The sequence below is a fragment of the Variovorax sp. FW305-3-2-15-B-LB1 genome, from assembly GCF_058787635.1.
Genome location: NZ_JBYSZY010000068.1, coordinates 1 through 25,979, shown reverse-complemented (window position 1 = coordinate 25,979; position 25,979 = coordinate 1). Strand labels below are relative to the sequence as shown.

At 63.3% G+C, this 25,979-nt stretch carries 31 protein-coding genes; 16 read left to right on the top strand and 15 right to left on the bottom strand.

Going from position 1 to position 25,979, the window contains the following annotated elements; all coding sequences use genetic code 11:
- Window positions 1-11: 11 nt before the first annotated feature.
- The 7 genes from AC3WQR_RS28065 to AC3WQR_RS28035 all read left to right on the top strand — a co-directional run bounded on the left by AC3WQR_RS28065 (window position 12) and on the right by AC3WQR_RS28035 (window position 7,638).
- Window positions 12-761 (top strand): hypothetical protein, encoded by a 750-nt coding sequence (locus AC3WQR_RS28065; protein WP_492745148.1) that lies wholly within the window; start codon window positions 12-14, stop codon window positions 759-761.
- 509 nt (window positions 762-1,270) lie between these two features.
- Entirely contained in the window at window positions 1,271-2,695 is a 1,425-nt protein-coding gene (locus AC3WQR_RS28060; RefSeq protein ID WP_492745146.1) for an SIR2 family protein, read from the top strand.
- 90 nt (window positions 2,696-2,785) lie between these two features.
- Window positions 2,786-3,130: a DCL family protein gene (locus AC3WQR_RS28055; protein ID WP_492745144.1), complete on the top strand. Its 345-nt coding sequence runs from the start codon at window positions 2,786-2,788 to the stop codon at window positions 3,128-3,130.
- Between the two features lie 417 nt (window positions 3,131-3,547).
- Window positions 3,548-4,714, top strand: coding sequence for a dsDNA nuclease domain-containing protein (locus AC3WQR_RS28050; RefSeq protein ID WP_492745142.1), 1,167 nt, complete (start codon window positions 3,548-3,550; stop codon window positions 4,712-4,714).
- On the top strand, window positions 4,711-5,190 hold the full coding sequence (locus tag AC3WQR_RS28045; RefSeq protein ID WP_492745140.1) for a hypothetical protein: 480 nt from the start codon (window positions 4,711-4,713) through the stop codon (window positions 5,188-5,190). Before AC3WQR_RS28050 ends, AC3WQR_RS28045 begins: the two co-directional genes overlap by 4 nt.
- Window positions 5,191-5,201: 11 nt before the next feature.
- The gene (locus AC3WQR_RS28040; RefSeq protein WP_492745138.1) at window positions 5,202-6,998 is read left to right on the top strand and encodes an ATP-binding protein; all 1,797 of its coding nucleotides are present in this window, start codon (window positions 5,202-5,204) and stop codon (window positions 6,996-6,998) included.
- Between the two features lie 355 nt (window positions 6,999-7,353).
- A complete protein-coding gene (locus AC3WQR_RS28035) occupies window positions 7,354-7,638 on the top strand; it encodes a hypothetical protein (protein ID WP_487850131.1) in 285 nt (94 codons plus the stop codon).
- 5 nt (window positions 7,639-7,643) lie between these two features.
- Here AC3WQR_RS28035 and AC3WQR_RS28030 read toward each other — a convergent pair whose 3' ends face one another.
- Complete coding sequence (locus AC3WQR_RS28030; protein ID WP_492745136.1) at window positions 7,644-8,645, bottom strand: alpha/beta hydrolase; 1,002 nt, start codon at window positions 8,643-8,645, stop codon at window positions 7,644-7,646.
- A gap of 90 nt (window positions 8,646-8,735) precedes the next feature.
- Between AC3WQR_RS28030 and AC3WQR_RS28025 the strand changes: the two genes are divergently transcribed.
- Window positions 8,736-9,788, top strand: a complete 1,053-nt coding sequence (locus AC3WQR_RS28025) for a DUF2272 domain-containing protein (protein WP_492745134.1) — start codon at window positions 8,736-8,738, stop codon at window positions 9,786-9,788.
- Window positions 9,789-9,827: 39 nt separating this feature from the next.
- Here the strand turns inward: AC3WQR_RS28025 and AC3WQR_RS28020 are convergent, their stop codons facing one another.
- The 4 genes from AC3WQR_RS28020 to AC3WQR_RS28005 all read right to left on the bottom strand — a co-directional run bounded on the left by AC3WQR_RS28020 (window position 9,828) and on the right by AC3WQR_RS28005 (window position 12,195).
- Entirely contained in the window at window positions 9,828-10,082 is a 255-nt protein-coding gene (locus tag AC3WQR_RS28020) for a DUF3297 family protein (RefSeq protein ID WP_062468964.1), read from the bottom strand.
- 65 nt (window positions 10,083-10,147) lie between these two features.
- Entirely contained in the window at window positions 10,148-10,612 is a 465-nt protein-coding gene (locus AC3WQR_RS28015) for a ribonuclease HI family protein (RefSeq protein WP_492745132.1), read from the bottom strand.
- Between the two features lie 37 nt (window positions 10,613-10,649).
- Window positions 10,650-11,075: a DUF4124 domain-containing protein gene (locus tag AC3WQR_RS28010; protein WP_492745130.1), complete on the bottom strand. Its 426-nt coding sequence runs from the start codon at window positions 11,073-11,075 to the stop codon at window positions 10,650-10,652.
- A 151-nt stretch (window positions 11,076-11,226) separates the two neighbouring features.
- Complete coding sequence (locus AC3WQR_RS28005; protein ID WP_354347544.1) at window positions 11,227-12,195, bottom strand: LysR family transcriptional regulator; 969 nt, start codon at window positions 12,193-12,195, stop codon at window positions 11,227-11,229.
- Window positions 12,196-12,303: 108 nt separating this feature from the next.
- Between AC3WQR_RS28005 and AC3WQR_RS28000 the strand changes: the two genes are divergently transcribed.
- From AC3WQR_RS28000 to AC3WQR_RS27980, 5 genes are all read left to right on the top strand, one after another.
- A complete protein-coding gene (locus AC3WQR_RS28000) occupies window positions 12,304-13,380 on the top strand; it encodes an aromatic ring-hydroxylating dioxygenase subunit alpha (protein ID WP_492745127.1) in 1,077 nt (358 codons plus the stop codon).
- A gap of 3 nt (window positions 13,381-13,383) precedes the next feature.
- On the top strand, window positions 13,384-14,334 hold the full coding sequence (locus tag AC3WQR_RS27995; RefSeq protein ID WP_492745125.1) for a PDR/VanB family oxidoreductase: 951 nt from the start codon (window positions 13,384-13,386) through the stop codon (window positions 14,332-14,334).
- A 48-nt stretch (window positions 14,335-14,382) separates the two neighbouring features.
- Entirely contained in the window at window positions 14,383-15,354 is a 972-nt protein-coding gene (locus tag AC3WQR_RS27990) for a Bug family tripartite tricarboxylate transporter substrate binding protein (protein WP_492745123.1), read from the top strand.
- A gap of 180 nt (window positions 15,355-15,534) precedes the next feature.
- Window positions 15,535-16,485, top strand: a complete 951-nt coding sequence (locus AC3WQR_RS27985) for a hypothetical protein (protein ID WP_492745121.1) — start codon at window positions 15,535-15,537, stop codon at window positions 16,483-16,485.
- A gap of 74 nt (window positions 16,486-16,559) precedes the next feature.
- The gene (locus AC3WQR_RS27980; RefSeq protein ID WP_492745119.1) at window positions 16,560-17,048 is read left to right on the top strand and encodes a GFA family protein; all 489 of its coding nucleotides are present in this window, start codon (window positions 16,560-16,562) and stop codon (window positions 17,046-17,048) included.
- 367 nt (window positions 17,049-17,415) lie between these two features.
- Here the strand turns inward: AC3WQR_RS27980 and AC3WQR_RS27975 are convergent, their stop codons facing one another.
- The 7 genes from AC3WQR_RS27975 to AC3WQR_RS27945 all read right to left on the bottom strand — a co-directional run bounded on the left by AC3WQR_RS27975 (window position 17,416) and on the right by AC3WQR_RS27945 (window position 22,416).
- Window positions 17,416-17,835, bottom strand: a complete 420-nt coding sequence (locus AC3WQR_RS27975) for a hypothetical protein (RefSeq protein ID WP_492745117.1) — start codon at window positions 17,833-17,835, stop codon at window positions 17,416-17,418.
- A gap of 52 nt (window positions 17,836-17,887) precedes the next feature.
- Window positions 17,888-18,781 carry a DMT family transporter gene (locus tag AC3WQR_RS27970; RefSeq protein ID WP_492745115.1) on the bottom strand — a complete coding sequence of 298 codons (894 nt, stop codon included), beginning with the start codon at window positions 18,779-18,781 and terminating at the stop codon, window positions 17,888-17,890.
- Window positions 18,782-18,892: 111 nt separating this feature from the next.
- Window positions 18,893-20,053, bottom strand: coding sequence for an ABC transporter substrate-binding protein (locus tag AC3WQR_RS27965; protein ID WP_492745113.1), 1,161 nt, complete (start codon window positions 20,051-20,053; stop codon window positions 18,893-18,895).
- Window positions 20,054-20,094: 41 nt separating this feature from the next.
- Window positions 20,095-20,673, bottom strand: coding sequence for a dihydrofolate reductase family protein (locus AC3WQR_RS27960; protein ID WP_492745111.1), 579 nt, complete (start codon window positions 20,671-20,673; stop codon window positions 20,095-20,097).
- A 31-nt stretch (window positions 20,674-20,704) separates the two neighbouring features.
- Window positions 20,705-21,079, bottom strand: a complete 375-nt coding sequence (locus tag AC3WQR_RS27955) for a tetratricopeptide repeat protein (protein WP_492745109.1) — start codon at window positions 21,077-21,079, stop codon at window positions 20,705-20,707.
- 63 nt (window positions 21,080-21,142) lie between these two features.
- Entirely contained in the window at window positions 21,143-21,937 is a 795-nt protein-coding gene (locus AC3WQR_RS27950; RefSeq protein ID WP_492745106.1) for an ornithine carbamoyltransferase, read from the bottom strand.
- A 140-nt stretch (window positions 21,938-22,077) separates the two neighbouring features.
- The gene (locus tag AC3WQR_RS27945) at window positions 22,078-22,416 is read right to left on the bottom strand and encodes a hypothetical protein (RefSeq protein ID WP_235944267.1); all 339 of its coding nucleotides are present in this window, start codon (window positions 22,414-22,416) and stop codon (window positions 22,078-22,080) included.
- Window positions 22,417-22,552: 136 nt separating this feature from the next.
- On the opposite strand from AC3WQR_RS27945, the gene AC3WQR_RS27940 reads away from it, so the two are divergent.
- Window positions 22,553-22,840 carry a helix-turn-helix domain-containing protein gene (locus AC3WQR_RS27940; RefSeq protein WP_369644255.1) on the top strand — a complete coding sequence of 96 codons (288 nt, stop codon included), beginning with the start codon at window positions 22,553-22,555 and terminating at the stop codon, window positions 22,838-22,840.
- A 4-nt stretch (window positions 22,841-22,844) separates the two neighbouring features.
- On the opposite strand, the gene AC3WQR_RS27935 is transcribed toward AC3WQR_RS27940, so the two are convergent.
- Window positions 22,845-23,117 carry a hypothetical protein gene (locus AC3WQR_RS27935; RefSeq protein ID WP_492745099.1) on the bottom strand — a complete coding sequence of 91 codons (273 nt, stop codon included), beginning with the start codon at window positions 23,115-23,117 and terminating at the stop codon, window positions 22,845-22,847.
- 354 nt (window positions 23,118-23,471) lie between these two features.
- Between AC3WQR_RS27935 and AC3WQR_RS27930 the strand changes: the two genes are divergently transcribed.
- Together AC3WQR_RS27930 and AC3WQR_RS27925 are read left to right on the top strand one after the other, a co-directional pair.
- Window positions 23,472-24,482 carry a LysR family transcriptional regulator gene (locus AC3WQR_RS27930; RefSeq protein ID WP_492745097.1) on the top strand — a complete coding sequence of 337 codons (1,011 nt, stop codon included), beginning with the start codon at window positions 23,472-23,474 and terminating at the stop codon, window positions 24,480-24,482.
- A gap of 4 nt (window positions 24,483-24,486) precedes the next feature.
- Window positions 24,487-24,951, top strand: coding sequence for a GNAT family N-acetyltransferase (locus AC3WQR_RS27925; RefSeq protein ID WP_492745095.1), 465 nt, complete (start codon window positions 24,487-24,489; stop codon window positions 24,949-24,951).
- Here the strand turns inward: AC3WQR_RS27925 and AC3WQR_RS27920 are convergent, their stop codons facing one another.
- Window positions 24,952-25,296 carry a hypothetical protein gene (locus AC3WQR_RS27920; RefSeq protein WP_070061747.1) on the bottom strand — a complete coding sequence of 115 codons (345 nt, stop codon included), beginning with the start codon at window positions 25,294-25,296 and terminating at the stop codon, window positions 24,952-24,954. It lies immediately after the preceding gene.
- A 76-nt stretch (window positions 25,297-25,372) separates the two neighbouring features.
- The gene (locus tag AC3WQR_RS27915) at window positions 25,373-25,858 is read right to left on the bottom strand and encodes a DUF2165 family protein (RefSeq protein WP_492745093.1); all 486 of its coding nucleotides are present in this window, start codon (window positions 25,856-25,858) and stop codon (window positions 25,373-25,375) included.
- Window positions 25,859-25,979: the final 121 nt, after the last annotated feature.

The following is a 25,979-nucleotide window of genomic DNA, read 5'->3' as shown; positions in this document are numbered from 1 at the left end:
CATTGGCGCGCATGTGCGTCGCGCTGGTTCGCGCGCAACATCGACAGCCAGGCCTGCCCGTGGCCAGTTGCATGGCCCATCTGGCGCCAGGTGTCATCGCCTCGGACCAGCGTACGCTGGTTCGCGCAATCAGCGAGGCTGGTGCGATGGGGCGCGCACCACGAGCACTCCCCTGGTCAAGCCTCAAAACCGTGTTCCAGGCGATGTATACGAGTTGGGGCGTCGGGAGTGGCCTCGAGAGCAACGACGCCGAACTTTTCGAGTGTTGGCGCGAGCGGGTTCTGGGCGAGCCTAAGTTGGTGGAGCCAGCCCTGTTAAACACTGAGGCGGTGAACCGCGCCGCTGCTGCGGCCACCGCTGCGCGGGTACATGCCACAGGCACTCGCGCGGCCACGCTGCCAGCCGCCAAAGCTCGAGCCACAGCCCTCCCCCACCTGCAAGACCTTAGCGGCTTCGGCAATGCGCAGTGGCGACTCTGGGTTCTCAATCAGGCCCCATTTTTCTGCTCCAACAGCGCGCCGCGAAAGCTCTTTAGGCAGCCCCCGGTAAGCAGCCAACTCGCAGGCCGCGAACTGACTCAACAGCAGCTGAGCGACATGACGATGTTCGCGCCGCTGGAGGCGTTGGAAGTGGTTAGGGCACTGAGCGAGGGCGCCCCTGACGCGCGCGCTCAGCTCAGCACGCTGCTTGCCAACGCAGGCGCGCGCCGCGAGGAACTGGTGCGAGGCACCAGGAGCCTATCGACGCTCCCTGAACCTTGATTCCGCCGGAAGGCGGAAGGGTGGCCCAGCCACCCCCTTGAAAGCGTTCCCCGAGCCTTGCCCACGCCGTCCACTTGTCCACAGGGCACGGTCGCGCGCGCTCTCGTACGCGCGTCTTTATTAATTGTTCAATTTCAAAGAGGACCGATGAGCATGCCGGGGTGGCCTGAAAATCAGGCCTTATTGAGTGATGTCTGAAATTCAGGCCACTCCGGCCTGATGACCGACAGGTCTATAGCCGTCCAAACCGCTTTGGACAGTTGCTTTGCACAAAAATTGGGCATGACAAGTCGAGGCACCCCGGGGTGATGCCGAGACTGACCACGTCAATACGAGACCGGCAAAACTGTTCTTAATGCATGTGAACAACAGTACGCCATCGACGAAGCTCGCCGGAGCCGCCACCGTTCGAACTATCAACGTTGAAAGGAGAGGCGCACTGCGGCTTGCAGGCACCTGTTCCGTGCGTCCTCGTGCATACTGGTTGGACGAAACAACAAGTTCGACCCATGCCGATGGACTACAAACAGTACCAGGAGGAAGTGACTGCCGATGTGGCCAAGATCCTCGGCGATGCCGAGTGTCAGCCCATCATGTTTGTCGGTTCTGGATTCTCAAAGCGGTATGCGAAGGGGCCGAACTGGGAGGAGCTGCTGTCGGCACTCGCCAAGAGATGTCCGCTGGTCGACAAGGACTTCGCTTACTACAAGCAGACGCACAATGGCGATCTCAAAAAGATCGGTTCAGTCCTCACCGATCTCTACCGTGAGTGGGCATGGGGCAAGGGCAAGAGCGAATTTCCCGCTGACTATTTCAGCGCAACGGCGCCCGCGGACATTTTCATCAAACACATGGCCGCGCGGCTACTGAAAGACCTAGGACCCGACGCCAAGGGGTCATACGGTTCGAAGGAGCTTGATGCTGAAATCGAGGCGCTCAAGAACATCAGTGCGCACGCGATCATCACAACGAACTACGACCAGGTCGTTGAGCCACTTTTCCCTGAATATGAGCCTGTCATTGGGCAACAAATCATGCGGAAAGGATATCTGGCAATCGGGGAGATCTTCAAGATTCACGGTTGCTGCACGATACCGCAGTCGCTAGTCCTCAACGAGGCCGACTATCGGCGGTTCGATGAGGACCACAAGTATCTCAGCGCAAAGCTCCTGACGTACTTTATCGAGCACCCACTCATATTCGTCGGCTACCGTGCCGACGACCCGAACATCAAGGCAATCTTGTACGACGTGTACCGCATGGTGCGCGCATCGACTGCTGACATTGTTCCAAACATCTATATCCTGCAATGGGACCCGTCAATCACCGACGCCTCAAATCCGGCTCGCGAATACGTCCTCTCGGTTGCGCCGGACATCAACATCCGGATCAAAAGCATCACCGCGAACTCCTTCGAGTGGGTTTTCAAGGCTTTCGGTCAGGCCGGCAATCTTGAAAAGATCAACACCAAGCTGCTGCGCGCTTTGATGGCCCGGTCAGTTGAACTGATTCGATCTGATATCCCAAAGAAGCATGTCGAGATCAACTTCCAGCAGTTGGAACACGCCGTCGAGTCAGGCGAGAACTTCGCGAAACTATTTGGCGTTACGTCGCTTGCCGATCCATCGAAGGTTAACTTGGACTACAAGTACGCTATCAGCGGCGTTGCGCAACAGCTTGGTTTCAGCTATTGGTATCCAGTTCGCGTGATGATCGGCGAGATTGCAGATAAGACTGGTTTCGACATCACATCGACCGATAACAAATACCACATCGCATACAAACTCGGCCACAAATCGGACCAGCTCACGCACAAGTACACCGATGCCGCCGTCGATCTCTTCCGCAGACATCAGAACGGTGAACCTCTGCAGCTCGACACCGGTGTCGTGGACGTCGACAAGACGTCCGTCACAGCGGCGAACAAAATGTGAAAGCAACAACGCCTCGACCAAGGCTACCAGTGCGCCGCCCTAAGCAGAGCGCTTCACAACCGGTCTTCCGACTGAAACCGTAAAGGCACTATGGGCAAATCAATTCCCATCACCCTACCCAATGGTAGGACTTGGCCGAAAAAGGGCGATGCAGAAGCCCACTTCAAAGCCATCCTTGGTCGGCACGCCATTGGAGCGAGAGTGGTTGATGCTTCCGATCATGACGACCTTGCAGCGCTCCTGAAACTCTATGACGCCGTGGTACCCGCCGGCGAGCCAACTAAAACGGGGGCAGGCGTTGCCTACTTCGAAAAGCGAACGGACGTTGATCATCCAGGCCACACCGCATGCTTCTTCGTTGTTCGCAAGGATGGATCGAGCATTGACTTCAGTCTCGGTCGCGCGTTGGACGTGGCAGCAAAACGGTCGCCCTGATGACGCCGTAGTTGCTATTAGCCAGCCCTGAGGCGCGAGAACAATCGTTCAACTCGCTGGCCCGTGGGGCAGCCTATCTGTGCAGCCACGCTGGGGCGGATGCCATGCAGGACTCCTAGCTTCAAGGCTCCGGCCAGTACAGATCGAAAAGGCAAGCCCATGTGACGGCCCAATCTCGCGGCGGGGTCTGGCATGCCGCCCCATTGAACTGTATATTCATACAGTATGAGCCCGCATCCGACCAGCTTGGAGATCGCACAGCAGCCAGCACACCACGCTGTGCCAAGGAAAAGGGCCCCGGTCCGTCTATCAAGGCGGCACCATTTCGCGCGCCCCCTTGGAAAACGCCATGTAACCGCATCCGAAAATCTGTTACAAGCGAAGCGAATTACTGGCTGGGGGAACACAAAAAAGACCATGGACACCATCCATGAAAAGACGCCGCGTGAAACCGTCGGCCGGGAAACTGCTTTTCGCTTTCGCATGCAGTTCCAAGCAGCGGCATTCGCTGCACTAGAAATCCTTAGTGGCAAAGAAGTTGATCGCGTTTTTTGCGATTACCACGATGATTTTGTCGTGAGGCGAAATGTCGCTGGCGTGATTGAATATCACTTCTTTCAAGTTAAAACCAAGGGTAAGGTCAATCAGCAGTGGGATATCAATGGAATCTTCTCTCTCAAAAAGACTGGGGCGCTCGATACCCAGGAGAAGCTGATTGCCATCCGCGATAGCATCGCCGGCAAACTTTTCCTTCACACAATTGAATTTGGAGACCATTGCCGGGAGGTGACCATCCTGAGCAATGTTCACTTTGACGAGGGCGTATATGAGGTGCTTGAACATCTCAAGGCCGGCGTGTCAAACAAGAAATACATAAATCAGTTCATCGAGCAGTTTAGAAATATATTCTCGCCGGATACACCACTAACTGACAATCAGTTAGTGGCTGCGCGTTCGAAACTCTCCCTCTTGCCCAATGTGCAGCATATGGGCGACACGCTAGAAGCGTTTGCAGATGCCGCAAGCAACGCGATCTGGAAGCATAGCGAAATTGACCTTCATAAGCATGAGGTGGCCGAGATTGCAAATAGTCTCGTTTCCCTTGTCATGTCAAAATCTTGCGCTCCAATTCAAGGACTTTCCAAAGGGGATATTGACCTAGTTGCCGGAGTTGGGTTGGAGGATTTGCTTAAGGTTCTTAGCATCTCCACTGATGTTTACAGGACTCTACTCGCCGGAAACGACCCGACAGCAATTAAATCAGCGTCCATCCTGCAGCGTCAACTCAAAGCTGCAGGCGCAACGGAACCCATGATTGAAACTGCATCCCGCGCGAAAGTATCGTGGGACGTATGGTTACGCACGGCTCGCCATACTTTCCCTGATTTCGATCTAGACATACTCCTTGACGAAATCGACAGCAAATGCAAATCATGGATTTTAAGTGGGGGAAATTTTTCGGATCTGAGAAACCTTATTGAGATCTTGCAAAAATCGCCTCTTGGCATGAAATTTTCGACCTTGGACACTGATTTATTGTTTGGCGGCTTCTGTGCCTCAATCGTTCGGAGAGCCACACGATGAATTTTAAAGAATTCTTTGATGAAGCCGAAAAGCTTAAAATTCGCTTGACGCTTTCCATTGAAGAACCCGCGCCCACTCACTCCCTCAGCAACGAGGCATTGTTTCAGTTGCCGCTCTTGGCAATGACAATTTTGGCAATATCAAAGGAAAGTTCAAAGCCTGTTCTTTCCGAGGTGGGGCAGCTCGTTGGAGAATGCCTAGAAAGAACCGTGTCTGGCTTCAAGGGGTCATCTCAAGACATCGGCTGGTCCGGCAATCTCCGCATACGAACAATCAAGGCCTTGACCTTCCTGGAAACTACAAATCTGGTGACAGTGGATAGGCGCACGCGCCGAATAGCTGCGACCGACCTTGGTCGTAAAGTATATCAAGGGGCGCTCGAGGGAGATGGCCCACTCGCCGTTTCAATGCAAACAGTCGAGCTAGGCTACCAATACATAAGAGATGAAGCTCGGGTGCGGGGAGAAGTGAATTGAAGTTACTGTCATTGAAGATTGACCCACTTGGCCAAACGGGGTGGGGAAGTCCAACACTTGAATTTGGCAAGAGAACCACCCTAATTTTTGCGAAAAATGGCAGTGGCAAGACCCCTATTATTCAGTCGCTCGCCGCCAGTCTTGGCTTTCCTCCGAAGTTTCGCGACGACATATTGGGAAAGTGCGCCTCAATAACTCTGCATGCTGAGAGTCAGGGCAAGCCACTTATTATTAGACGCATCCTTGGCTCGAAGAATAGCGAATTTCATGGAATTCTGGAATATTCGGGAGAGCAATCTGAATACTTCAGCGAGGGCGATTTTTCTGTTGGATTGTTTACGGCACTCGGCCTCACTCCTCCTCGGTTAGTTTCGAACAAAGGAGGGGTAGCCCAGCCCTATATATCAACGGTCCTGCCGGTTTTCTACCTGAATCAAGGGGATGGATACACCGCCGCATACAAATCCCCTTCCCCATTTATCACCGACCAGTTTGTTGAGATGGTTCGGTTCGTATTTGGTCTAAATCCGAAGCACTCATTCGACGTCAAAAGATCGATTATTGAAGAGAGAGCTGCGCTGGAGGGGCAGACGAGGAAGATTGTCATGGCCCAGCGCATACTGGAGAATCAGTCGAGGGGCCTTGACGATAGTGATGCGAACCAAGAACTTCTGCAACGTCGCTGCACCGACTTAAATAACCAGATTGATAACCTCCGAGAATCGGTCGACGCGAGGGGGGCCGCGAGTTCTGCTTTGTCTGATTTTTTGCACCAGAAGGATGGGCAAATTCGATCAAAACAAAATGAGCTGTCTGACCTTCAAAATCGCGTAGCCGGAATTGAGACCATTCGCGCCGAAATTGATGGTGAGGTTAAGACTCTTGGCCTGAATGAAGAGGCTCGGCGAGTCTTCAGCTCGTTTAATGAAATCTGCGCGGTGCCCGGCTGCGGTCTTTTCTTGGGCAGTACAGAGTCGTACGGTAAAAACTTGCTTTACCTGCGAGATCAGATCAAGGATCTTGACCGCAATGCCTTGCGGACTGAAATGCGGATCGAGCAGCTCGAGATCACATTGGCAGAGTTGCGCGAAGAACGTCTGAAGCTGGCGAAGGAATTGGATTCACCGACCGCCACTGGCGTGAACCAACTCGTAACTGCAGTTCAAGCGCTGACGAAACAATTCATCCAGGCCCAGTCGGAACTCGGGAAAATTTCAGCGCTGAAAGACGAGCGTTCGAAGCTGTTCAAGCTTGAGCGAGAGCGGGACCGCATCCAAGACCGGATCGACAGCCTTTCGAGCACCGGACGGGCCGACAACGACTACAACAAGCTGCGCCATCAGCTGCGAGAGCTTGCTGTCAAATGGATGGGAATCCTAGACACGCACAACGTGTCAAAGAATGTCGACATCGACCTTGAGCTTAGGTTCAAGTTCAACAATGAGCCGCTTGATCTATTCTCAGGCAGCACAAAGATTCGGCTTGTTCTGGCAATCCATGCTGCTCTTTTCGAAGCATATCTCTCCGACTCGTCGCGGCCCTTCAGATTCCTCATCTTGGACACTCCAAAGCAGCAGGAACTCCACACCGAAGATTTGGCCAATTACCTGACGGAGCTCGAGAACCTTTGCGCGGCAAAGAATGCGCAGCTTATTCTTTCCTCCACCGAGTACGACCATCCAACAGGTCCAACAGATAAGCGATGGCTACCAACGCACAAAGGCCCGGAACAGCCGATGTACCTTGGAACGCAGGACGATTTGCTGGATCTCGAGGAAGGCCAAGAGCCTCCGGCGCGACAGCCGTAGATCCGGTCGCTCGCCGCCCATTCGATGTGGACTCACGCTCGTTTTTTTGGCGCAAAACTGGCGCAGTTAGACACCAAAAATCGACAACTTGAGACCTTCAAATTCAACTCGACACGGGTGTTTTCTTGTTTAGAATCAAGACCTTATCAACTCAGCATCAGAACGCCCATAGGCGCTCCGAGTCGCCTCTTAATCCGTAGGTCGAGTGTTCGAGTCACTCAGGGCCCACCAACCAACATCGCGGCAACGCTGGAAAGCCTGCTACCCACAAGGTAGCAGGCTTTTTTCATGGTGCGTTCACTTGTACGTTTGATCGCGCCGACGCGAACCTTCGCAAGCCCCTCCCCGACATCCCGTGAAGAAATCCAAACCCGCGCCATCGCCGAAATCCTTCGACCTCAAGCAGCACTGGCATTGGGGCCGCGGCATGCGCCAGCTGCGCATCGCCGACTTCCTGAAGGACGGCCGCCTGCTGGTCCCCGGCGACCTTACGGGCGAAGGCCCGGCCACCGATGACGGCACCGGCGCGCTGCGCACCGTGGGCGGCGTGCAGGTCGGCAGCGCCGACTATGAAACCGGCCTGATGTGGGTCGGCCGCAAGCTGCGCGAAGGCGACCTGCCGAGCAAGCCCCAGAGCTGACCTAGCTACGGCGCCGTGACGCGCCGCAAGAACTGCAGCGAGCGCTCCAGCGCCAGCCGCCCCGGCGCATCGTCGAGGTTGAACTGGTACTCGTGCGGCAACGCCGGCGTTTGATCGGCGGGGAAGAACAGGCTGTCGACCTGCACGCCCTTCGCGGTCAACGTCTCGGCCATCGACCGCGACTGCCCTTCGAGCGGATCGCCATTGCCTGCAGTGATGAACGACGGCGGAAAGGCCCCGGTCACATAGCGGCGCACCGACGCAGTCTCGAAGGCCGGCGCGTTCTGGAAATCCTTGCTGCCGCTGTACGACCAGAACACGGTGCGCAGGAAGCCACCGAACGCACCGTCGAGCCGGGCCTGTGCCGCGTCGTAGGCACCGCAATGCAGCAGCATGCCGCGCAGCTGCTCGCGCGCGATGACGGGCGTGAGGCCGACGGCCTTCGCGTACCCTGGCACAGCCACCGCGTTCGCAACCTGCGCGACGATGTGCGCGCCCGCCGAGTCACCAGCCAGCACAAGCCGCGCGGGGTCCACACCCAGCCGCGCCGCCTCGCGCACCAGATAACCCAGCGCCGTGTTCACCTGCCGCACCGGCACCGGGTAGCCCTGGCCCGGCGCGATCGAGTAACCGACGGCCACGACAGTGAAGCCCTGCCCCGCCAGCACGCGCGCGTAGTTCGCCACGTCGCGCCGGTGGCCCGAGACCCAGGCGCCGCCGTGCACCCACACGATGGCGGGCAAGGGCCGAGTGCCCGCCGAGGCCGGGCGGAACACGTCGAGGTAGGCATCCGGATCGGCCTCGTCGTAGTGCTGGTCGAGCACCGTCGCGATGCCGGGCGGCACGTGCTTCTGCAGCGACTGCGATGCGGCATCCGAGCCCTTGCCGAAGGCGTAGCGGATCATCAGCACCGAGGGCCACGGGCTCCACTGGAACGCGGCATAGCCCACGACGACGAGGCCGGCGATGACGCCGAGGATCCGCAGCAGGATGATCTTGAGCTTCACGGTGGAGCGCCTGCACCGGACGGTCCGGCGCTTCAGGGAGCGCCCCGCATTCTGCTTGCCGCGGGCAGTGCCCCGCTATGCTCGCCTCACATGTCGCCACCGCCCGTCATCGCGCCCTCCTCCGCGCTCACACAACCGCTGCGCCACGCAGCGCGCACGCTGTGCGCAGCCCTGGTGTTCACGGCGGCGCCCACCTTCGCATCGGCCGCGTCCGGCTGCCTTGCCACGGCCTCCTACATTCCGCCGCCGCCCCGCGCCCTCGCGATGGCCGCGCTGGCCCGACAAGAGCACATTGCCTTCGGCAGCCAGACCATGGACGCCGAAGGCCGACTCACCGAGTCTGGCTATTCAGAAGCAGAAGACACGCGCTATCCGATCGACGCGCTGCCCGCATGGCAACGCGTGCTGCGCTACTGGCGCGCGGTCGATCCGGCGAGCGAGCGGTTGCCTTCTCTCGTTCGCTTCGGCGCCCCGCACGCGGCCGACCGCACGCGATTGACCGACGCGCTGAACCAGGCGAGCGCCGCGCGCCTGCAAGGCCTGGGTGTCGGCCCCGACCAGGGGCTGGACGCGTCGGACCAGCGCGCCATCGAAGTGGCCCTGCAGCGTGTCGCGGTGATCGACACGCCGTGGTCCGCCGCGTTCATCAGCTGGGTCGCGCGCGAGGCCGGGCTCGGCGCCGACGAGTTCGTCTTTTCCGAGGCCCACGTCGACTACGCCGGCGCCGCATGGCGGGCCGGCATCGACGAGGCGGCGGGCCGCGCAACACCGCAAGCCCTGCGCGCCTGCGACCTGATGCGCACGCCGCCGCGCCCGGGCGATCTGGTCTGCCATGCACGCGGCCCGCGCGGTGCCGCGCTCGACGGCTTCGGCAAGATCGGCGAGTGGCTCGCCGGGCGCCCCACGGGCGGCGCGCCGCTGCCGATGCACTGCGATGTGGTGGTGGGCGTGGACGGTGCGGGCTTCGATGCCGTGGGTGGCAACGTGCTGCAGTCGGTCACCTTGCGGCGCCTGGCCTTTGCGCCCGGCACGCGGCTGCTGGACCCGAGCTACCTGCCCGAAGGCTGCACGGCGGGCGGCAACGCATGCGTCGATCGCCACATGAGCCGCCAGCCGTGGTCGCTGCTGCTGCAGTGGCGCTGAAAGAAAAACAGGAACGGTGGGGGCGTGTGCCCCCGGCCGTCAGTCGCGGTAGTACACCTCGACAGCGCCCTTGAGCTTGATCAGCAGCGGATAGCCCTTGCGGTCCAGCGTGCGGCCGGCGGGCACCTTGATCCAGCCTTCGCTGATGCAGTATTCCTCGACGTCCAGGCGGTCCTTGCCGTTGAAGCGGATGCCGATCGGGTGCTCGAACACGGCGGGAATGTGGTGCGGGCTGCGCGGATCGGTCGAGAGATGGTCGGGCAGCGTGGGCTTGGAGGTGGCTTCTTCGGTCATGGGGAAACGGGTGTCTGAATCGACCCGAATGATAGAACCTGCCGCATGCCCCTTCGCGAGCGCCGCTAGCGCCGCTTCTTCCAGGCCTTGGGCGGCGGCTTCGGCCCGGAGCCCAGCGCGGCCCGCGCGAGCGCGTCGGCCTCGCCGTTGCGGTGGCGCGGAATCCATTGCACGCGCGCCTCGTCGAAGCCCTGCAGCAGCGTGCGCGCCTCGTCGAACAACGGCGCCATGCGCACGATCGGCCGCACGTCGGCAGCGCCGCTCAGCTGTTCGACCAGCGTGCTGTTGTCGCTGAAGGCCTGCACGCTCGTGGCGCCGCGCGCCTGCAGCTCGCGCAGCGCGAGCGTCAGTGCCCGCAGCTCGGCCTCGTTGTTGCAGCCCGTGGTGTGCGTGGCCTGCGAGAAGGTGTGGCGGGTGCCGTCGGGCTGCGTGATGACGACGCCGACGCCCATGCGCCCGGGGTTCGGCATGGCACTGCCGTCGCAGTGGACGACCCACGGGGAAAGGCGCTCGGGCGCGGCAACGGTCATGAAGAAGCAGGAAGCAGAGGAAAGAGGACGAACGCGCTCAGCAGTTGCTGCGCTTGATGCCCGCGAGATTGCATGGCCGCTGACCAGGCGGAGGCCCGGGGTCGCGCGGCGGACGCGGTGGCCGGGGGTGATACCCCGGTCGCGGCGGCCCGTAGTACGGATCGCCGCCCCAGATGTAGGTCGGCCCCGGGTCGGCCGCGGGCGCCTCGCCCACCGGGTAACGCGGAATGATGGCCGGCCCCGAGGGCACGGGCTGCGGCGGTGGAGCGGACGGTGCCGCGTAGTCCGAACGACGCGGCGTGTCTTCCTCGTTGGAGGCACGCGGCGGCGCAGGCGGCGGCTCGTCGATGCGCAACTGCCGCGATTGCCTGGTGCCCGGCGGGCAGGCGCCGTCGGTGTAGACGATGCGGCCGTCGGCGTCGGTGCAGCGCACCACCTCCGCCTGCGCGGCCGGGACGGCCACGACAAGCCAGAGCAGCGAAACGAAGAGGAAGGTGGGCGAGCGCATGGAGACGCCCTTTGTAACAGTGCGCGGCCGCTCGAACAAGCGGGCACGCAGAAACGGGTGGGGGATGAGGTTCGCAGCAGAGGAAAAGTCGATGCCGGCCGGCGCGTCAACGCGACTTGGCTCGCGCACTTTTCCTAGCCGGAGGACTGGCCTGCGTGGTGATGCGCGGGTAGTGCTCGAAGGTATGTTTCATCACATCGCGCAACCAGACCACGGCCGGGTCGTGGTGAAAGCGCGGATGCCAGTGCTGGTTGAGTTGAAACTGGGGCACGGGCACCGGCGGCTCGAACATGCGCACCGTGCCCATGCGGGCGAAGACCTCCGCCAGTTCGCGCGGCACGGTCGCGAGCAGATCGGCGTGCCGGTCCATCAGGAGCGGAACCATCAGGAAGTGGGGCGTCATCACGGCCACGGTGCGGCGGATGCCCTGGTCTTCCAGCACCTTGTCGTAGCTCTCCGCCGAGTGGCCGGTGAGCGAGACCACGATGTGCCGCATCGCCTCGAAGCGCTCGCGCGTGAGGGTGGCGCCGATGTCCTTGTTCCGCGCGCTGGCGATGGTCACGAAGGAGTGCAGGAACAGTCGCTGATGAAACAGCCCCTCGGGCGCCGCACGGATGGACCCCACCGCCAGGTCGGCCTCGCCTGACGCAAGCAGCCCTTCGACCTGCTCGAGCGGCACCTGCAGCGTGCGCAGCGAACAACCGGGCGCCTCCTTCTTGAAGCGCTCGAGCAGCGGGGGCAGGAACACCAGTTCGCCCATGTCGGTCATGCACAGGGTGAAGGTGCGTCGCGCCAGTGCGGGCTCGAACCGGGCGCCTGCCAGGATCTGCTGGCGCACGGTGGTCATCACCTCCACCACCGCGGCGCGCATGCCCTCGGCCTTGCGCGTGGGCTCCATGCGGCTGCCGACCTTGACGAACAAGGGGTCGTCGAAGAAAGCACGCAGCCGGTTGAGCGCGTGGCTCATCGCGCTCTGCGTCAGCCCGAGGCCCTGCGCGGCCTTCGTGACACTGGCCTCGCGAAACATCGCGTCGAAGACCGCCAGCAAATTCAGGTCGAGGTTTTCCGCATGCATGCTGCGCATTCTAGGAATGACTGAAATGACATTGATACATGAGAACCCTCGTCCTACGCTCTGCCCATGCCGTGACCCGAACGCGGCGAACAACAAAGGAGACGCCCCATGTTCATCAAAAACACCTGGTACGTGGCTGCCTGGGACAACGAGCTCACGCCGCAGGGCCTGTTCGCCCGCACCATCATCGGCGTGCCCGTTCTCATGTACCGCAAGGACGACGGCGAGATCGTCGCCATGGAAGACCGCTGCTGCCACCGCGGCGCGCCCCTGTCGGTGGGACGGCGAGAAGGCGACTGCGTGCGCTGCATGTACCACGGCCTGAAGTTCGACGCCTCGGGCCAGTGCATCGAGGCGCCGGCCCAGAAGCGCATTCCCATCCAGGCCAGGGTGCGCAGCTTCCCGGTGGTGCAACGCCACCGCTGGGTCTGGATCTGGATGGGCGCTCCCGACAAGGCCGACCCGGCGCTGATCCCCGACACGCCCTGGCTGGACGACCCGCACTGGCGCAGCCTGGACGGCTACATCCACTACGACGTCAACTACCTGCTGATCTGCGACAACCTGCTGGACTTTTCCCACCTGCCCTTCGTGCACCCGACCACGCTGGGAGGCAGTGCGGACTACGCCGCCGCCCAGCCCAAGGTCGAACGCATCGACAACGGCGTGCGCATCACCCGGTGGGCCCTCGACACCGAGCCGCCGCCTTTCGCCCAGGCGGTCAAGGACTGGGGCAGCAGGGTCGATCGATGGAACATCTACAACTTCACCATCCCGGCCATCCTGCTGATGGACTCCGGCATGGCGCCCACCGGCCAGGGCGCTGCCGAAGGCAACCGCGACGGCGCGATCGAATTTCGTGGCTGCCAGGCCATCACGCCCGAGACGGAAAACTCCACCCACTACTTCTTCGCGCATCCCCACAACTTCGCCATCGACCAACCCGAAGTCACGCACTCGATCCACCAGGCCGTGGTGGATGCCTTCGACGAAGACCGCGACATCATCACCGCGCAGCAAAAGAGCCTGGCGCTGGCGCCCGACTTCAAGATGATGGCCTTCGGCATCGACGCCGCGCTGAACCAGTTCCGCTGGATGGTCTCGCGCCGGCTGGAAGAAGAGGCGCTCGAAGAAGCCGCGGCCCGCCCCACCGCCACAGCAGCGCCCGAACCCGTCAAGGCCTGAGCCATGAAGCTCCTCGTCACCCGCCTCACGCAAGAGGCGCAGGATGTGCTCGGCCTGGAGTTGCGTGCGCAGGACGGCGCCGCGCTGCCGCCCTTCACCTCGGGCGCCCATGTGGACCTGCTGCTGCCCGGCGACATCCGCCGCCAGTATTCACTGGCCAACTCGCCGCTGGAGCGCCACCGCTACGTGCTCGGCGTGGGCCTGGCGCCAGCCTCGCGCGGCGGCTCGGCCTTCGTTCACCAGCGCCTTGCCGTGGGCGATGTGCTCGAGGTGGGCGCGCCGCGCGCCCTGTTCGGCATCGACCCGGCCGCCACCGAGCATCTGTTCGTGGCCGGGGGCATCGGCATCACGCCCATCCTGAGCATGATCCTCTGGTGCGAGGCCAACGCCAGGCCCTGGAAGCTGTTGTACTGCGTGCGCACGCGGGCCCGTGCCGCCTATGCGTGGACGCTGGCGCGCCACCATGACCGCGTGCAGCTGCACGTGGACCAGGAAGCGGCGGGCACGCCACCCGACCTGGCGGGCTGGCTGGCCGGTGCGGCCCCAGGCGCCCACCTCTACTGCTGCGGCCCCGAAGGGCTGATGAACGCGGTCGGCGCGGCCGCAGGCGTTGTCGGCATCGACAAGGCGGCCACCCATTTCGAACGCTTCGCACCGCCGGAACCCGCCACGCCCGCAGCGCCGGCCGACACCTTCACCGTGGTGCTGCATCGCAGCGGCCAGAGGATCGAGGTCGCACCGCGGCAGAGCCTGCTCGACGCACTGGAAGGCGCCAACGTCAGCATTCCCTTCTCGTGCCGCGAAGGCATGTGCCGCAGCTGCGAGGTGCCGCTGCTCGAGGGCGAGGCGGATCACCGCGACTTCGTGCTCAGCGACGAGGAGCGCGACAGCCACACCTGCATCCTGCCCTGCGTGTCTCGCGCGCGCAGCGCCGTGCTCGTTCTCGATCTCTGACGCCCCCAACAACAAGCAGACCACCCAACCCCACCACTGGAGACAACCATGTTCAAGAAAATGACTGCCGCATGCGCAGCGATCACGCTGGCGCTGCCCATCGCCGCGCAGGAGAGCTACCCCTCGCGGCCGATCCGCCTCGTCGTGCCCTACGCCGCCGGCGGTGCGACCGACTTCGTGGCACGCACCCTGGGCGATCGCCTGTCGAAATCGATGGGGCAGCCGGTGGTGGTGGACAACAAAGCGGGTGCGGCAGGCGCCATCGGCGCCGGCGAAGTCGGCCGCGCCAAGCCCGACGGCTACACGCTGCTGATGACCATCACCGATTCGCAGATCAACAACACGGCGCTGTTCAAGACCCTGGCCTACGACCCGCAGAAGGACTTCGTCGGCGTCACGCAGGTGGTGCGCAGCCCGGCGCTGATTTCCACGCACCCCGGCACCGGCATCAAGAGCATCGAAGACCTGAAGGCCAAGGTGGCCAAGGGCGGCGCGAAGCTGAGCTACGGGTCCTGGGGCGTGGGCGGGCTGGGCCATCTGGCCGGCGAGAGCCTCAACCGCGGCCTGAATGCAGGCATGGTGCATGTGCCGCAACGCGGCGAAGGGCCCGTGGTGACCGACCTGCTGTCGGGCACCATCGACGTCGGACTGTCGTCAGTGCCCAGTGCGATGCAGCATGTGCCAACGGGCAAGGTCGTGCCGCTGGCCGTGCTGGGACGACAACGCTCCACCTCGCTCCCGCAGGTTCCGACCATGAACGAGCTGGGCTTCAAGGACCCGCTCTACGACACCAACGTCTGGATCGGGCTGCTGGCACCGGCGAAGACGCCACAGCCCATCGTCGACAAGCTGGCCCGGGAAGTGCGCGCCATCGTCGGCTCGCCCGATGTCAGCCAGCTGTTCGTGGGCCGGGGCTTCGAGGTGATGAACAGCACGCCCGAGCAGTTCGCGGCGTCGTACAAGGAGGAGTTCAACGTGATCACCAGGCGGATGCGCGAGCTGGGCGTCGAGGCGCAATAAGGCCAGTGACCACCCGGACCGTCATGCAAGGACGACCGATGCATCTGCCGGGCGCCGACCGCCAGTGACTGCGTGGCCGGCCGCATCAGGCGTTCCCTAGGCGACAGGCGCGGCGCGGAGACTTTGCCATCATCGCGAACTCGACTGGCGCCCGCCGCCGGCTACACGGAGCCCTCCCCCATGACCTCGCCTTTCACCACCACCGCTCTCGGCCTGTGCGGCCCGCTGCGCCAGCCGCGCCAGATGCTGGCCGACCAGACCTACGACGACCACAAGTCGATCCACGACGACGCGACGGCCGAAACGCTGGGCCTGCGCGCCGGGCCGATCGAAGGGCCGACGCACTTCAGCCAGTTCGACCCCTTGCTGTTCCATGTGTTCGGACAGGCCTGGTTCGAGACCGGCTGCATCAGCGCCCACTACCAGAACATGGTGGTGGAAGGCGAGTCGGTGCGCGCCTTTGTCGACCTGCCCGCGCCCGGCGCCACCTTCGTGCGCCTGCGCGCCGAGAAGGCCGACGGCACGCCGGTGCTGACCGGCACCGCGTCGGTGGGCGATGCCTCGCAGTACCCGCACGAGCTGCCGCAGCGCATCGCGAAGCTGCGCCCGCCCCAGGGCCTGGTCATCAACCGCGACCTGCGCGTGGGCCAGCGCGGCGCCGTCGTCGAGAAGATCCGCATGGGCTTCGACCAGCACATGGGCGACCACTACCCCTTCACGCTCGCGGACAAGCTCAAGGTCATCACCGAGCCCTGCGACTGGTACACAGCCGAAGGCGGCCAGCGCTCGCCGTGGGGCCGGGCCATCATCCCGACCGAGATGATCAGCGTGCTGCTCGGCTCCACCAGCGCCGAGGCGCAACTGAATGGCCGCAAGCCGGCCGTGGGCCTGTTCGCCGGACAGGAGATCCGCCTCATCAAGGGCCCGCTCTTCGTCGACCAGGACTACGAACTGGAGCGCGAGATCATCGCGCTGAGCGAAAGCGCGCGCACCGAATCCGTGTGGGTGCGCACCCAGGTCTACGAGATGCCGTCGCGCACCCTCGTGGCCGAGATGATCCTCAATGGCGCGACGATGAAGGCGTCGTACCCCCACTACGAAGCCGAGGCCAAGGAGCTGGGGCTGGCCTGAGCGCGCGGTTCGCGCAGCTGCATCGAACGCCGTCGATCGAGGGGGCAGAATCCCCTCTTTTTTCCGGGTGCCGTATGCCAGCTGTACTTGAAGGGGGTTGCCTCTGCGGCAAGGTCCGATTCAGCACGACCCAGCCGCCGCTGCGCACGTTCGCGTGCCATTGCACGTTCTGCCAGCGCATGACCGGCACGTCTTTCTATGCCGAGTCGCTTTTTCCGATGGACGCCGTGCAGTTCAACGAAGGCGAACTGCGGCAGTACGCGCACCGATCGGACGGCAGCCACAAGCAGGTCTTCGTTCATTTCTGCCCCTCGTGTGGCACGACGATGGGCCTGACCTTCGAGCGTTGGCCCGATGTGCGCGCCATCTCGCGCGGTTGCTATGACGACCCCAATGCGGTCGAACTCACGAGCCACATCTGGACCCGCTCCGCCCAAAGCGGCGTGGCCTTGCCGGCCGATGTGGATTGCTTTGCCGGGGCACGGGCCACGCTCGATGGCCAGCCGGAAGTGGCCTCGCGGCATGAGGCGCCCGTATTGGCTCGACAAGACGGCGGGGCCTGAACTCTCGCTTCAGCCGGCCATCAGCGGCCATTCGCCCGACGACGGCGAAGCACGACCCCCAGGTAGTAGACCGAGGCGCACGTGAAGAGGCCAGCGACCACGGACCAGACGGCGCCCCCGCCGATCAGATTGGCGCCGTCGGGCGCGAGGCAGCTGGATGCGGATGCTTCAATGCAGTCCCTGTGCCTGTAGTACCGCTCATGGAACGCCCACCAGAAGAACCCCGCCGCGGCGGCGCATGCGACGCAGAGGATGGCGGGCCGGGTGATTGGAAGAGGGTCTGTGGTCATGGGCTTGGATCGCCATGCCGGGCAGCCAAGGGGCCGCGGAGCACGATGCGAATGAGCGCTTTCCTCACGGCGGACGTTCAGCGCGGCCGAGACGCCACACGGAGCGCTTCTTCCCTGATGTACGAAGAGGCCGCCGTCTTCGCCAGATCGTGCAGCGTCTGCAGCAATGAGACGCCGCCGATCTCCGTCGTGCCGGCGTTCAAGATGCGCCCGACCATCGTGATGCCGAGTTCGCTGGGCTGTCGCGCGAGGGAGCGAAGAAGCTCCGGCTGGTAGTTGGGCAAGCTCTCCAATCCGTGAACGATGGTCCACATGACCCCGTAGCCGTCTTCCTCCGGGTAGCGCTCGAAGACGCTCAGCATTTCGGGCATGGCCTGCTCCGGACTGCCTGCCCGCCAGAGTTCATCCAGAAGCGAGTCCAGGTGGCGCCAGTTGCCGTCCTCCGGCGGTTCGAAGTTGGCGATGTCGTGAGCGATCTCGGAAGTGGTTCGAGGCATTGAAAGTCTTGTGCGCGTGGCTGCTTCCGGCCGACTGTAGCCGCTCAATAGCTCAGGCGGCCTTGCGCTTTTTCTGTACCGACCTCGGCGCCTCGCTGCGCGCCAGCCACAGTCCGCTCGCAACGATCAGCGCCCCGCCGCCCAGCGTCCACGCATCGGGCGCGGCCTGCCAGAACACCCAGTCCATCACGAGCGCCCACGCGAGCGCGCTGTATTCGAAGGGCGCAATGGCCGCGGCCTGGCCGTGGCGGAAGGCCTCGGCGATGGCCAGCTGGCCCAGGAAACCGCTGAGGGCCAGGCCCGCCAGCGCCCACGCGTGCCCGGCCTGCAGCGGCACCCATTGCGGCGCCGCGAACAGGCTGCCGCCGACGGCCATGCCCGCAGTGGTCCAGAAGACCAGCGCGGCGCTCGGCTCGGTGCGGCTGATGAGCCGGCCCAGCATGTTCGACAGCGCATAGCAGACGGCCGCCACCAGGATCGCCAGCGCACCCGTCGAGAGGAAGGCCCCCTGCTCGGGCCGCAGCGCGACCACCACGCCGACGAAGCCCAGCCCGATGGCGATCCAGTGCCGCGGCTGCACCGATTCGCCCAGCATCGGCACGGCGATGAGCACCATCAGCAACGGCGCGATGAACGTGAGCGTGTAGGCCTCGGCCAGGCCCAGGGTCTTCAGGCCGTGGACGAAGAGCACCAGCATCGTCATGTTCAGCGCGGTGCGCAGCAGATGCAGGCGCCAGCGCAGCCGACGGTTGAAAACCCCGGCCGCCTCGCGCCGCCAGACGATGTACAGGCACACCAGCGGCAGCGCCGTGAGACCGCGCAGCGCCATCACCTGCACCGGCGGGTAATGCCCTGCCAGGGTCTTGAGCAGCGCGTCCATGCAGGCGAAGAAGGCGCAGGCCAACAGCATCGCGGCGATGCCGCGCAGGGTTCCGGTCGGGTGCATGGTCAGGCTGTGGTCTCGCGGCAGTGGCCGGGAGGGACGGGGTTTGTTCTTGAACGCCGAGCATAGGCGCTGTGAACGTCGGGGGCTTGGCCAGATGCCGCCGGCCCCTGCCTACCGACACTCGTTCCAGTACCCATCCGGGTTCGCCTCCAGCGGCGTGGCGACCCGCTTGAGCGACACGCGGCCCTGCGCGTCCTTCGCGACCACGAAGACGTGCCCGTCCTGCACCGGGAAACCGTTGCGCAGAAACTTGAAGCCACTGCGCACCGACGAGAAGTCGGCCTCGTTGAGCGCGTTGCGCAAGGCACCGCGATCGGCGACGGAGCCCTTGGTCTCCTTCAGCGCGCGGTCGATCAGGAGCGCCGCATCGAAACCTTGCGCCGCATACTGCGAGGGGATGCGCCCGTGCCTCTTTTCGAAGGCGGCAACGAAAGCCTTGCTCGTCGGGCTCGGCAGGTCGGGGCCCCAGACCGCGCCGGCCAGCACATGAAGCGCGGCCTCCTTGAGCAGCGGCAGTGTCGTGCCGTCGACCGTGCCCACGGTCAGCAAGGGCACCTTGCTCAGCAGGCCCGAGCGGTTCATCTGCTGGATGAAGTTCACGCCCATGTCGCCCGGCAGGAACGCCACCACCGCATCGGGCGCCACGCGCTGGATCTGCGCCAGCGCTGCCGCGTAGTCGGCCTGGTCGGGCTTGACGTTGATTTCGCTCACCACCTCGCCCGAGTAGTAGCGCTTGAAGCCGCGCAGCTGGTCTTTGCCCGCTGCGTTGTCGGGCGCAATGAACAGCGTCTTCCAGTAGCCCTTGTCGACGGCGTAGCGTCCCACGATCCCGGCCTGGTACTCGTCCTGGTACGAGGCGAAGACGAACCGGGTGTTGCACTGCTTGCCGGCGATCGGCGCGGGGCCGGCGTTCGAGCCGACGAACAGCATGCCCGCTCGGGCCATCGGCTTGGCCATGGCCATCATCACGTCGGAGAAGGTCACGCCGGTGATGAAGCTCACCTTCTCCTTCTCGATCAGGCTCTGCACCAGCTGCGCCCCGCGCTCGGGGTTGTGCTGGTCGTCTTCCTTGAGGACCGCCACGGGAACACCGCCGAGCATGCCTTGGCGTTGCTCGACCGCCAGCATGAAGCCGTCGTACTGCTCCTGCCCGACCGCGGCCCCAGGTCCGGAGAGCGTGCCGATGAAGCCGATGGTGACCTGCGCGGAAACGGCCAGTGCCGCGGCGCCCAATGTGCAGGCCACGAGGGCCGTGCGGATGCGGTGGATCAAGATGTTCCTTGTGATTTCGCTCGCGATGTTTCGCGGTTCGACTACCCGGCCTTCAAAGGGCCGACGACCTTGTAGGCGCTGAGGAGGATGCCCGATGGCATTGCTTTCGTGGTGACAAGCTCGAAGGCGCGTGGTGGAGTGCCCTGTGCGAAGAAGCGCTTTCCCGCGCCCAGCAGCACCGGATAGACGAGCAGCACGACGTCATCCACCAGGCCGTGCTCCAGCAGCGTCGATGTCAGCGAGGAGCTGCCCCAGAGAATCAGGTTCGGGCCCGCCTGAGACTTGATGCGGCGAACGCCCTCGACGACGTCCGGTCCCACGCTTTCGAACGGGCCCCATGCCAGGCTTTCGGGGCGGTGGGTCACGACATGCTTGGTCGCCGCATTCAGTCCATCCGCCATCGCGCCGCTCGGCGCCTTGGGCCAGTAGTCCGACCACAGGTCGTAGGTGCGACGCCCAAGCAGCAGATCGAAGCGCCCGCCATGCGCGGCGAGCACTTCATCCCGGCCGGCGGGGCTGCGGTAGGGCGTGGTCCAGTCCGCGTAGGGAAAGCCGTCTTCGCCCGAGGTCTGGATCACGCCATCCAGCGAGATGTGCTCCATGATTTTCAGCGTTCTCATGCGGGTCTCCTTGCTTGGGATGGGAGGGCGCTCAATGGGCCTGCGCATCAAAGTATGCCGGCCACGACAGCGGCGAAGCCTGGAGCCCTTCGGCCCCACGGAATGCAGACATGGCTTTCGCGCGTGAGCCGAAGTTCATCGTTGCCACGCCGAGGTTGAAGAACGTGTTCCGATCGGTGGAGCCGAGTTCGACTGCACGCTGCAGGACGGATGCAGCCTCTTTGTGCTTGCCTTGATCGGAAAGCACTGCGCCCAAGCACGTCAGGGCAAGGACGTTGCCGGGGGATTCAACGAGCGCCTTCGAGAGCAACGCTTGCGCAGAGGCAAGGTTGGCTTCCCACTTGTCGGGGTTGTTCCATGCGTCCTCGACCAGTGATCGGCTGATGGAGATGAAGTCCTCGCTCATAGGCTGTTCAAGCTTTTCTCGACTCTATTCCGTCCAGCACTCGACTGACTGGCCCCGGTCAATTCAGGTTGCAAGCAGATATTGAAGCACCGCTCTTTGCACCGGCAAGAGGAGCTTCTTCTGCTCGTAGCCGGCGAAGTGCGGATAGCGACGAGGGTCCACCGAAAGTTCACCACCGACAGTGAACGGTGGCGTCGGCAACAGCACGGGGTTGCCCATCCGAGCCAGATCTTCAACGGACAGCGGACGGCTCAACTGCTCCGTGCCCCGAGGCCAGCCATCGGTGATGACCACGTCTGTTGCTTCTGGGGAAGCCGATGAAAAGGCGACGTTGGGGATGGTCTCGTGGAAGCTCTCATGGCAGACATGAACCAGCGTAAAGCCCATCACGCTGGCCAGCTCGTGCCACGAACGAAACACGTTGGTCGGCGGTCCCCAAAGGCAGATGCGCGCCCTCTGGATCGGACCCATGATCGTTTCGATGAAGTAGGCGTCCGTAAGCACTTCGCATGGATGGCCGGCGTTCGACATCGCGTTGACTACGGGTCTGCGAGACGAGGCCGCAAACTCCGCGAGGCGCTCGTGGTTCGACTCCCGGATGACGTAGATGTCATAGAACGGGTCGAGATAGCCTGCGAGATCGCACACGCGTTCGCTTGTCTTCAGAAGATTCGGCAGCTCGATGACGGACAGCTTCAGCTCCTGGAATGCCTTCAGGAACGTCGTGCGCGTGCGAATGCCATTTCCTTCGAACGACCAGGCGGCAGTGCCTTGAACGCCCGCGCCGGATGATGCAGCCAGACGCCAGATCGCGTGAACATCCTTGGGGGCAAGTGACGACAGGCTGACTAGGTTCATGGCTGGGGATATGTCGGAGATCAGAGATTGGAGGATGCGATTGAAGGTCCGCTTCTGGCCGTGGAGTGCAACCTCAAGCTGGTAACAAGAGGTGAAGATTTGGAGGGTGGTGGCTCCTGACCATCAACAGTCGACTTCAATCAATTGGCCGGTGCTTTCGTAAATCTCTTGAACTCTGAATAGTTGTAGAGACCAACAAGTACCCCGACAGCGAGCGCCGACATGAAGTACGCGGCAAGCATCCAAAAAGGCGCTGCGACCAAAAGTCCTCCGATCGAGCTGAAACTCATGGCGGGGAATACCACCACGAGGGGGATCACGACGGACATGATCAGCACGGGAATCGCATAGAGCACAGCAAACAGCAACCCGCGAAATTTCAACGAGACCTTCTCATCCCAAAGATTGGGCTGAATCATCAGCGGGATGGAAAAGAAGTGGTACGGCTTCCCGGGAACGTGAGTTGGTGGCGGGTTCATCTCAAATCAAGAAACTGGGGCGACTGACAAGGCTCGCTCCCGATAGTACCTACCACCTCAGCCGAACACCCCCTTCAGCGCCACGAAGACAGAGACGCGCGTTCCACTCGCATCAGCAACCGGGGACAATGAAAGCATGGCCCAAGGAAAACGAATTTCTTCCGACATCGGAGACGACGCGATCGAAGCGATCAAGGCGTTCGGTGCTGCTGCCAAGCTGGCGCGCACAACGGCTGGCGAGGGCCAGGCCGCTGCTGCCGCGCGCCTGGGCGTTCATGTCCAGACGATCGCGCGGATCGAATCGGGGGAGCCGGGCGTTGCCATCGGGCACGTGCTCGGCATGCTGGCGCTCTACGGCATCTCGACGACGTTGCAGCAGCGACAGCAGCAACCACCGGCGGAGAACGGCGAGCGCCCCGCCTGAACCGTCAGCCCCGCTGGGCATCGCCCACGGCAGCACGCAGCGACTGCAGCGTGGCCTCGGCGGCTTCGATGCGCCGCTGCAGCTCTTCATTGACCAGCCGCACGAGCGCCCCGAGTTCGGTGCGCGTCGGGTACACATCGTCGGTGTCGTTCACACATTGCGGCACGATGAGTTTCTCGATGCACGCATACGCGCGGCGCACCATGTGAAAGCTGTCGAGGTCGTCGCAGGCCTGCAAGGCGAGCGATTCGGCTGTGACGGAAGGGGCAAGAGCCATGCGTGGCCTCCAGGCAGTTCGGTTTGCAACAACCGTCGCACCCAACGCCAATTGAGGGCGGCAGCTCGAACAGGTTGGCGTACCGGGAACTGCTTGCGCAAACCGGCGAGCCTCGCGGCTCCCTGCTCGAGCCGCCAAAAAAATGGAGGCACGAACGACAAAGCCACAGAGTCTCTGCGGAGAAATCTGCGGCTTTCGTCGCAGCAGTTACACGGGACGCCAATCCCGGTCACGCCTGTTTTTGACGTGACGGCCGCAGTATAGCCACGCACCCCCACCCCCTTCGCAGCGCAAAACCGGGATGCCCCTACGACCCGTGCCCCCTCCCCCGATGCTGGAACAATGCGCCGATCTATGGATGGTCTCGATCTCATCAAAACGTTCCGCGAAGTCGCGTTCCGGCGCAGCTTCTCCCGCGCGGCCCTGTCGCTGGGCATGTCCAAGGCGACGGTCAGCCGCTATGTGGCCGAACTGGAAGCGCGCAGCGGCGTGCGCCTGCTCAACCGCTCGACCCGCTCGCTGAGCCTCACCGACGCGGGCGAGGTGCTGCTGGAGCGCAGCACCGAGCTGGTGACGATGGCCGAGAACACGCTCAACGACCTGCAGGCGCACGGCTCGCACCCGCGCGGGCGCCTGCGCATGAGCGCGCCGCACGGGCTCATCGCGGGCTGGCTTTCGGACGTGATCGCGGAGTTCATCAAGCTCTACCCCGACGTGTACGTGAGCTTGAATTTCACCAACCACGACATCGACCTGATCGAGGAAGGCATCGACATCCACCTGACGGGCGGGCGCATCGACGACATGAACCTGATCGTGCGCCGGCTGGTGCGCTTCGACATGGTGGTGTGCGCGTCGCCCGCCTACTGGGCGCAGCGCGGCATTCCGCAGGTGCCCGAGGACATGGCACGGCACGACGTGCTGAGCTATTCGCCGATGCCCACCACGCACCTGCCGTTCGAGACAGACGGCCAGCCGCACGACGTGGCGGTGCACAGCCGCATGGAGGCCAACGACGCGGTGGCGCTGATCGAGCTGGCGCTGCGCGGCGTGGGCGTGGCCTACGTGCCCGAGCCGCTGGCGCAGTCGCACCTGGAGCGCGGCGCGCTGGTGCCGGTGCTGCGCGACCACATGCCGCACGAGCACTGGCTGTATGCCGCGTACTCGCAGCGCCGCCACAACAGCGCGGCGATGCGCGCGATGCTCGACTTTCTTGAAAAATCGATGGGGCCGGTGCCCGAACCCATGCCCGCGGCAGTGCCGGTGGCGCTGCCGGCCTGTCCCGCCAACGCCGCAACCACCGCCGCTGCTGCCGCCGCCATCGCGGCGCGCGACACGCTCGCTCCCAACGGAAAGGCCTCCTGACCTCATGACCACGCCCGCGCTCCTGATCCGTCCGCCCACGCCCGACGACTTCACCGCATGGAAGCCGCTCTGGGACGGCTACAACGCCTTCTACGGCCGTGAGGGACCCACGGCCCTGCCCGAGGCGATCACGCAGGTCACGTGGCAGCGCTTCTTCGATCCGTACGAGCCGGTGCATGCGCTGGTGGCCGAGCGCGAGGGGCAGCTGGTGGGGCTGGTGCACTACCTGTTCCACCGCAGCACGACGCGCATCGAGCCCAACTGCTACCTGCAGGATCTGTTCACGCAATCGTCCGAACGCGGCCAGGGCGTGGGCCGGCAGTTGATCGAGGGCGTGTACGAACAGGTGCGACGCGCGGGTGCACACCGCGTGTACTGGCAGACGCACACGACCAATGCGGCGGGGCGGATGCTCTACGACAAGCTGGCAAAGCACGAGGGCTTCATCGTCTACGCGACGATGGTCTGATCAATATTTGATGGTGATGCCGGCCTTCACGCCGGTGTTGGCCTTGCCGTCCGAATGCGCGCCGCCCGAGAAGGAGACGTCGCCGCCGGTCTTGGCACCGACCGAATAGGTGGGCCGCTTGCCAGACGTGTCGGTGCCGGCTTCGAGGGCGCTGCCGTCGGGGCGCTGCACGCCGACCGTGGCGCCGTTCGTTCGGGCCGAGGTTTCGGTGGAGTTCACGTTGGGCGCGATGTAGGCCGTGCCCTTGTCGTCGCTGTCGACGGGCACTCTCACGGGCTCTGCGATGGCCGCCACGGCGGCGGCGCAGGCAACCCCACCCAGGAACGCAAGAATCACTCTGTTCATGAGGACCGATGGTGGATGCAGCCCGTCGTGCGGGCTGTGGGCGTGGCCTCACCGCGCGCGTAGGACGAAGGCGGCATCAGTGCCATGACAGGTTGAACAGGAAGAACGCCGCCAGCACCCACAGGAGCAGCATGAGGTGCGTGAGCTGCAGGCCCTCCTGCCGTATCCAGTAGCCGAACCACAGGCCACCCAGGTGCATCGCAAACAGGAAGGCAGCAAAGCCGGCCAGTCCCAGGTTGAGCCATGGCCGGGCGGCGGCCAGGTCGCCGCCGACCACCAGCATCGCGCTGCCGGCCCAGAACGCCAGCGCCGCAGCCAACTGCAACGCCAGCACCACGCACAGCGCCACGCGGTGCAGCGCTATCGAGCGGATGGCGCGCGTGAGCAAGGGCGTGTCGATGGCAGGGTCGACGCGCAACGGCGCCATCGACATCGTGCCGCCGACCGCGAACGCTGAGCCCGCAAAGCCACGCCAGTTGTTGCGCACGGCAATTGAAAGCCACAGCGCCATGCCCAGCGCGTGGAGAGACTGGAACAGCCAGACGGAAGAAGGGAGATTCATCGGGGCACCTGCGTTTTTAAATATCAAAGATTATTCTTTGATATTTACGCAACCGCCGGCCGGCGCTCAAAGTCCCTCAAGGAAGGTCGAACGAATGCCATGAACACCACCACCACCACCC

Excerpts from the sequence above, each read along its gene's own strand:
- AC3WQR_RS27960 (WP_492745111.1), bottom strand. The coding sequence starts at position 20,673 with ATGAGAACGCTGAAAATCATGGAGCACATCTCGCTGGATGGCGTGATC.
- AC3WQR_RS28005 (WP_354347544.1), bottom strand. The coding sequence starts at position 12,195 with ATGCATGCGGAAAACCTCGACCTGAATTTGCTGGCGGTCTTCGACGCG.
- AC3WQR_RS28050 (WP_492745142.1), top strand. The coding sequence starts at position 3,548 with ATGGACACCATCCATGAAAAGACGCCGCGTGAAACCGTCGGCCGGGAA.
- AC3WQR_RS28065 (WP_492745148.1), top strand. The coding sequence starts at position 12 with ATGTGCGTCGCGCTGGTTCGCGCGCAACATCGACAGCCAGGCCTGCCC.
- AC3WQR_RS28015 (WP_492745132.1), bottom strand. The coding sequence starts at position 10,612 with ATGACCGTTGCCGCGCCCGAGCGCCTTTCCCCGTGGGTCGTCCACTGC.
- AC3WQR_RS27915 (WP_492745093.1), bottom strand. The coding sequence starts at position 25,858 with ATGAATCTCCCTTCTTCCGTCTGGCTGTTCCAGTCTCTCCACGCGCTG.
- AC3WQR_RS27990 (WP_492745123.1), top strand. The coding sequence starts at position 14,383 with ATGTTCAAGAAAATGACTGCCGCATGCGCAGCGATCACGCTGGCGCTG.
- AC3WQR_RS28000 (WP_492745127.1), top strand. The coding sequence starts at position 12,304 with ATGTTCATCAAAAACACCTGGTACGTGGCTGCCTGGGACAACGAGCTC.
- AC3WQR_RS27950 (WP_492745106.1), bottom strand. The coding sequence starts at position 21,937 with ATGAACCTAGTCAGCCTGTCGTCACTTGCCCCCAAGGATGTTCACGCG.
- AC3WQR_RS27955 (WP_492745109.1), bottom strand. The coding sequence starts at position 21,079 with ATGAGCGAGGACTTCATCTCCATCAGCCGATCACTGGTCGAGGACGCA.
- AC3WQR_RS27945 (WP_235944267.1), bottom strand. The coding sequence starts at position 22,416 with ATGAACCCGCCACCAACTCACGTTCCCGGGAAGCCGTACCACTTCTTT.
- AC3WQR_RS28025 (WP_492745134.1), top strand. The coding sequence starts at position 8,736 with ATGTCGCCACCGCCCGTCATCGCGCCCTCCTCCGCGCTCACACAACCG.
- AC3WQR_RS27970 (WP_492745115.1), bottom strand. The coding sequence starts at position 18,781 with ATGCACCCGACCGGAACCCTGCGCGGCATCGCCGCGATGCTGTTGGCC.
- AC3WQR_RS27980 (WP_492745119.1), top strand. The coding sequence starts at position 16,560 with ATGCCAGCTGTACTTGAAGGGGGTTGCCTCTGCGGCAAGGTCCGATTC.
- AC3WQR_RS27920 (WP_070061747.1), bottom strand. The coding sequence starts at position 25,296 with ATGAACAGAGTGATTCTTGCGTTCCTGGGTGGGGTTGCCTGCGCCGCC.
- AC3WQR_RS27985 (WP_492745121.1), top strand. The coding sequence starts at position 15,535 with ATGACCTCGCCTTTCACCACCACCGCTCTCGGCCTGTGCGGCCCGCTG.
- AC3WQR_RS27935 (WP_492745099.1), bottom strand. The coding sequence starts at position 23,117 with ATGGCTCTTGCCCCTTCCGTCACAGCCGAATCGCTCGCCTTGCAGGCC.
- AC3WQR_RS27940 (WP_369644255.1), top strand. The coding sequence starts at position 22,553 with ATGGCCCAAGGAAAACGAATTTCTTCCGACATCGGAGACGACGCGATC.
- AC3WQR_RS27975 (WP_492745117.1), bottom strand. The coding sequence starts at position 17,835 with ATGCCTCGAACCACTTCCGAGATCGCTCACGACATCGCCAACTTCGAA.
- AC3WQR_RS28060 (WP_492745146.1), top strand. The coding sequence starts at position 1,271 with ATGCCGATGGACTACAAACAGTACCAGGAGGAAGTGACTGCCGATGTG.
- AC3WQR_RS28020 (WP_062468964.1), bottom strand. The coding sequence starts at position 10,082 with ATGACCGAAGAAGCCACCTCCAAGCCCACGCTGCCCGACCATCTCTCG.
- AC3WQR_RS28055 (WP_492745144.1), top strand. The coding sequence starts at position 2,786 with ATGGGCAAATCAATTCCCATCACCCTACCCAATGGTAGGACTTGGCCG.
- AC3WQR_RS27995 (WP_492745125.1), top strand. The coding sequence starts at position 13,384 with ATGAAGCTCCTCGTCACCCGCCTCACGCAAGAGGCGCAGGATGTGCTC.
- AC3WQR_RS28045 (WP_492745140.1), top strand. The coding sequence starts at position 4,711 with ATGAATTTTAAAGAATTCTTTGATGAAGCCGAAAAGCTTAAAATTCGC.
- AC3WQR_RS27930 (WP_492745097.1), top strand. The coding sequence starts at position 23,472 with ATGGATGGTCTCGATCTCATCAAAACGTTCCGCGAAGTCGCGTTCCGG.
- AC3WQR_RS27925 (WP_492745095.1), top strand. The coding sequence starts at position 24,487 with ATGACCACGCCCGCGCTCCTGATCCGTCCGCCCACGCCCGACGACTTC.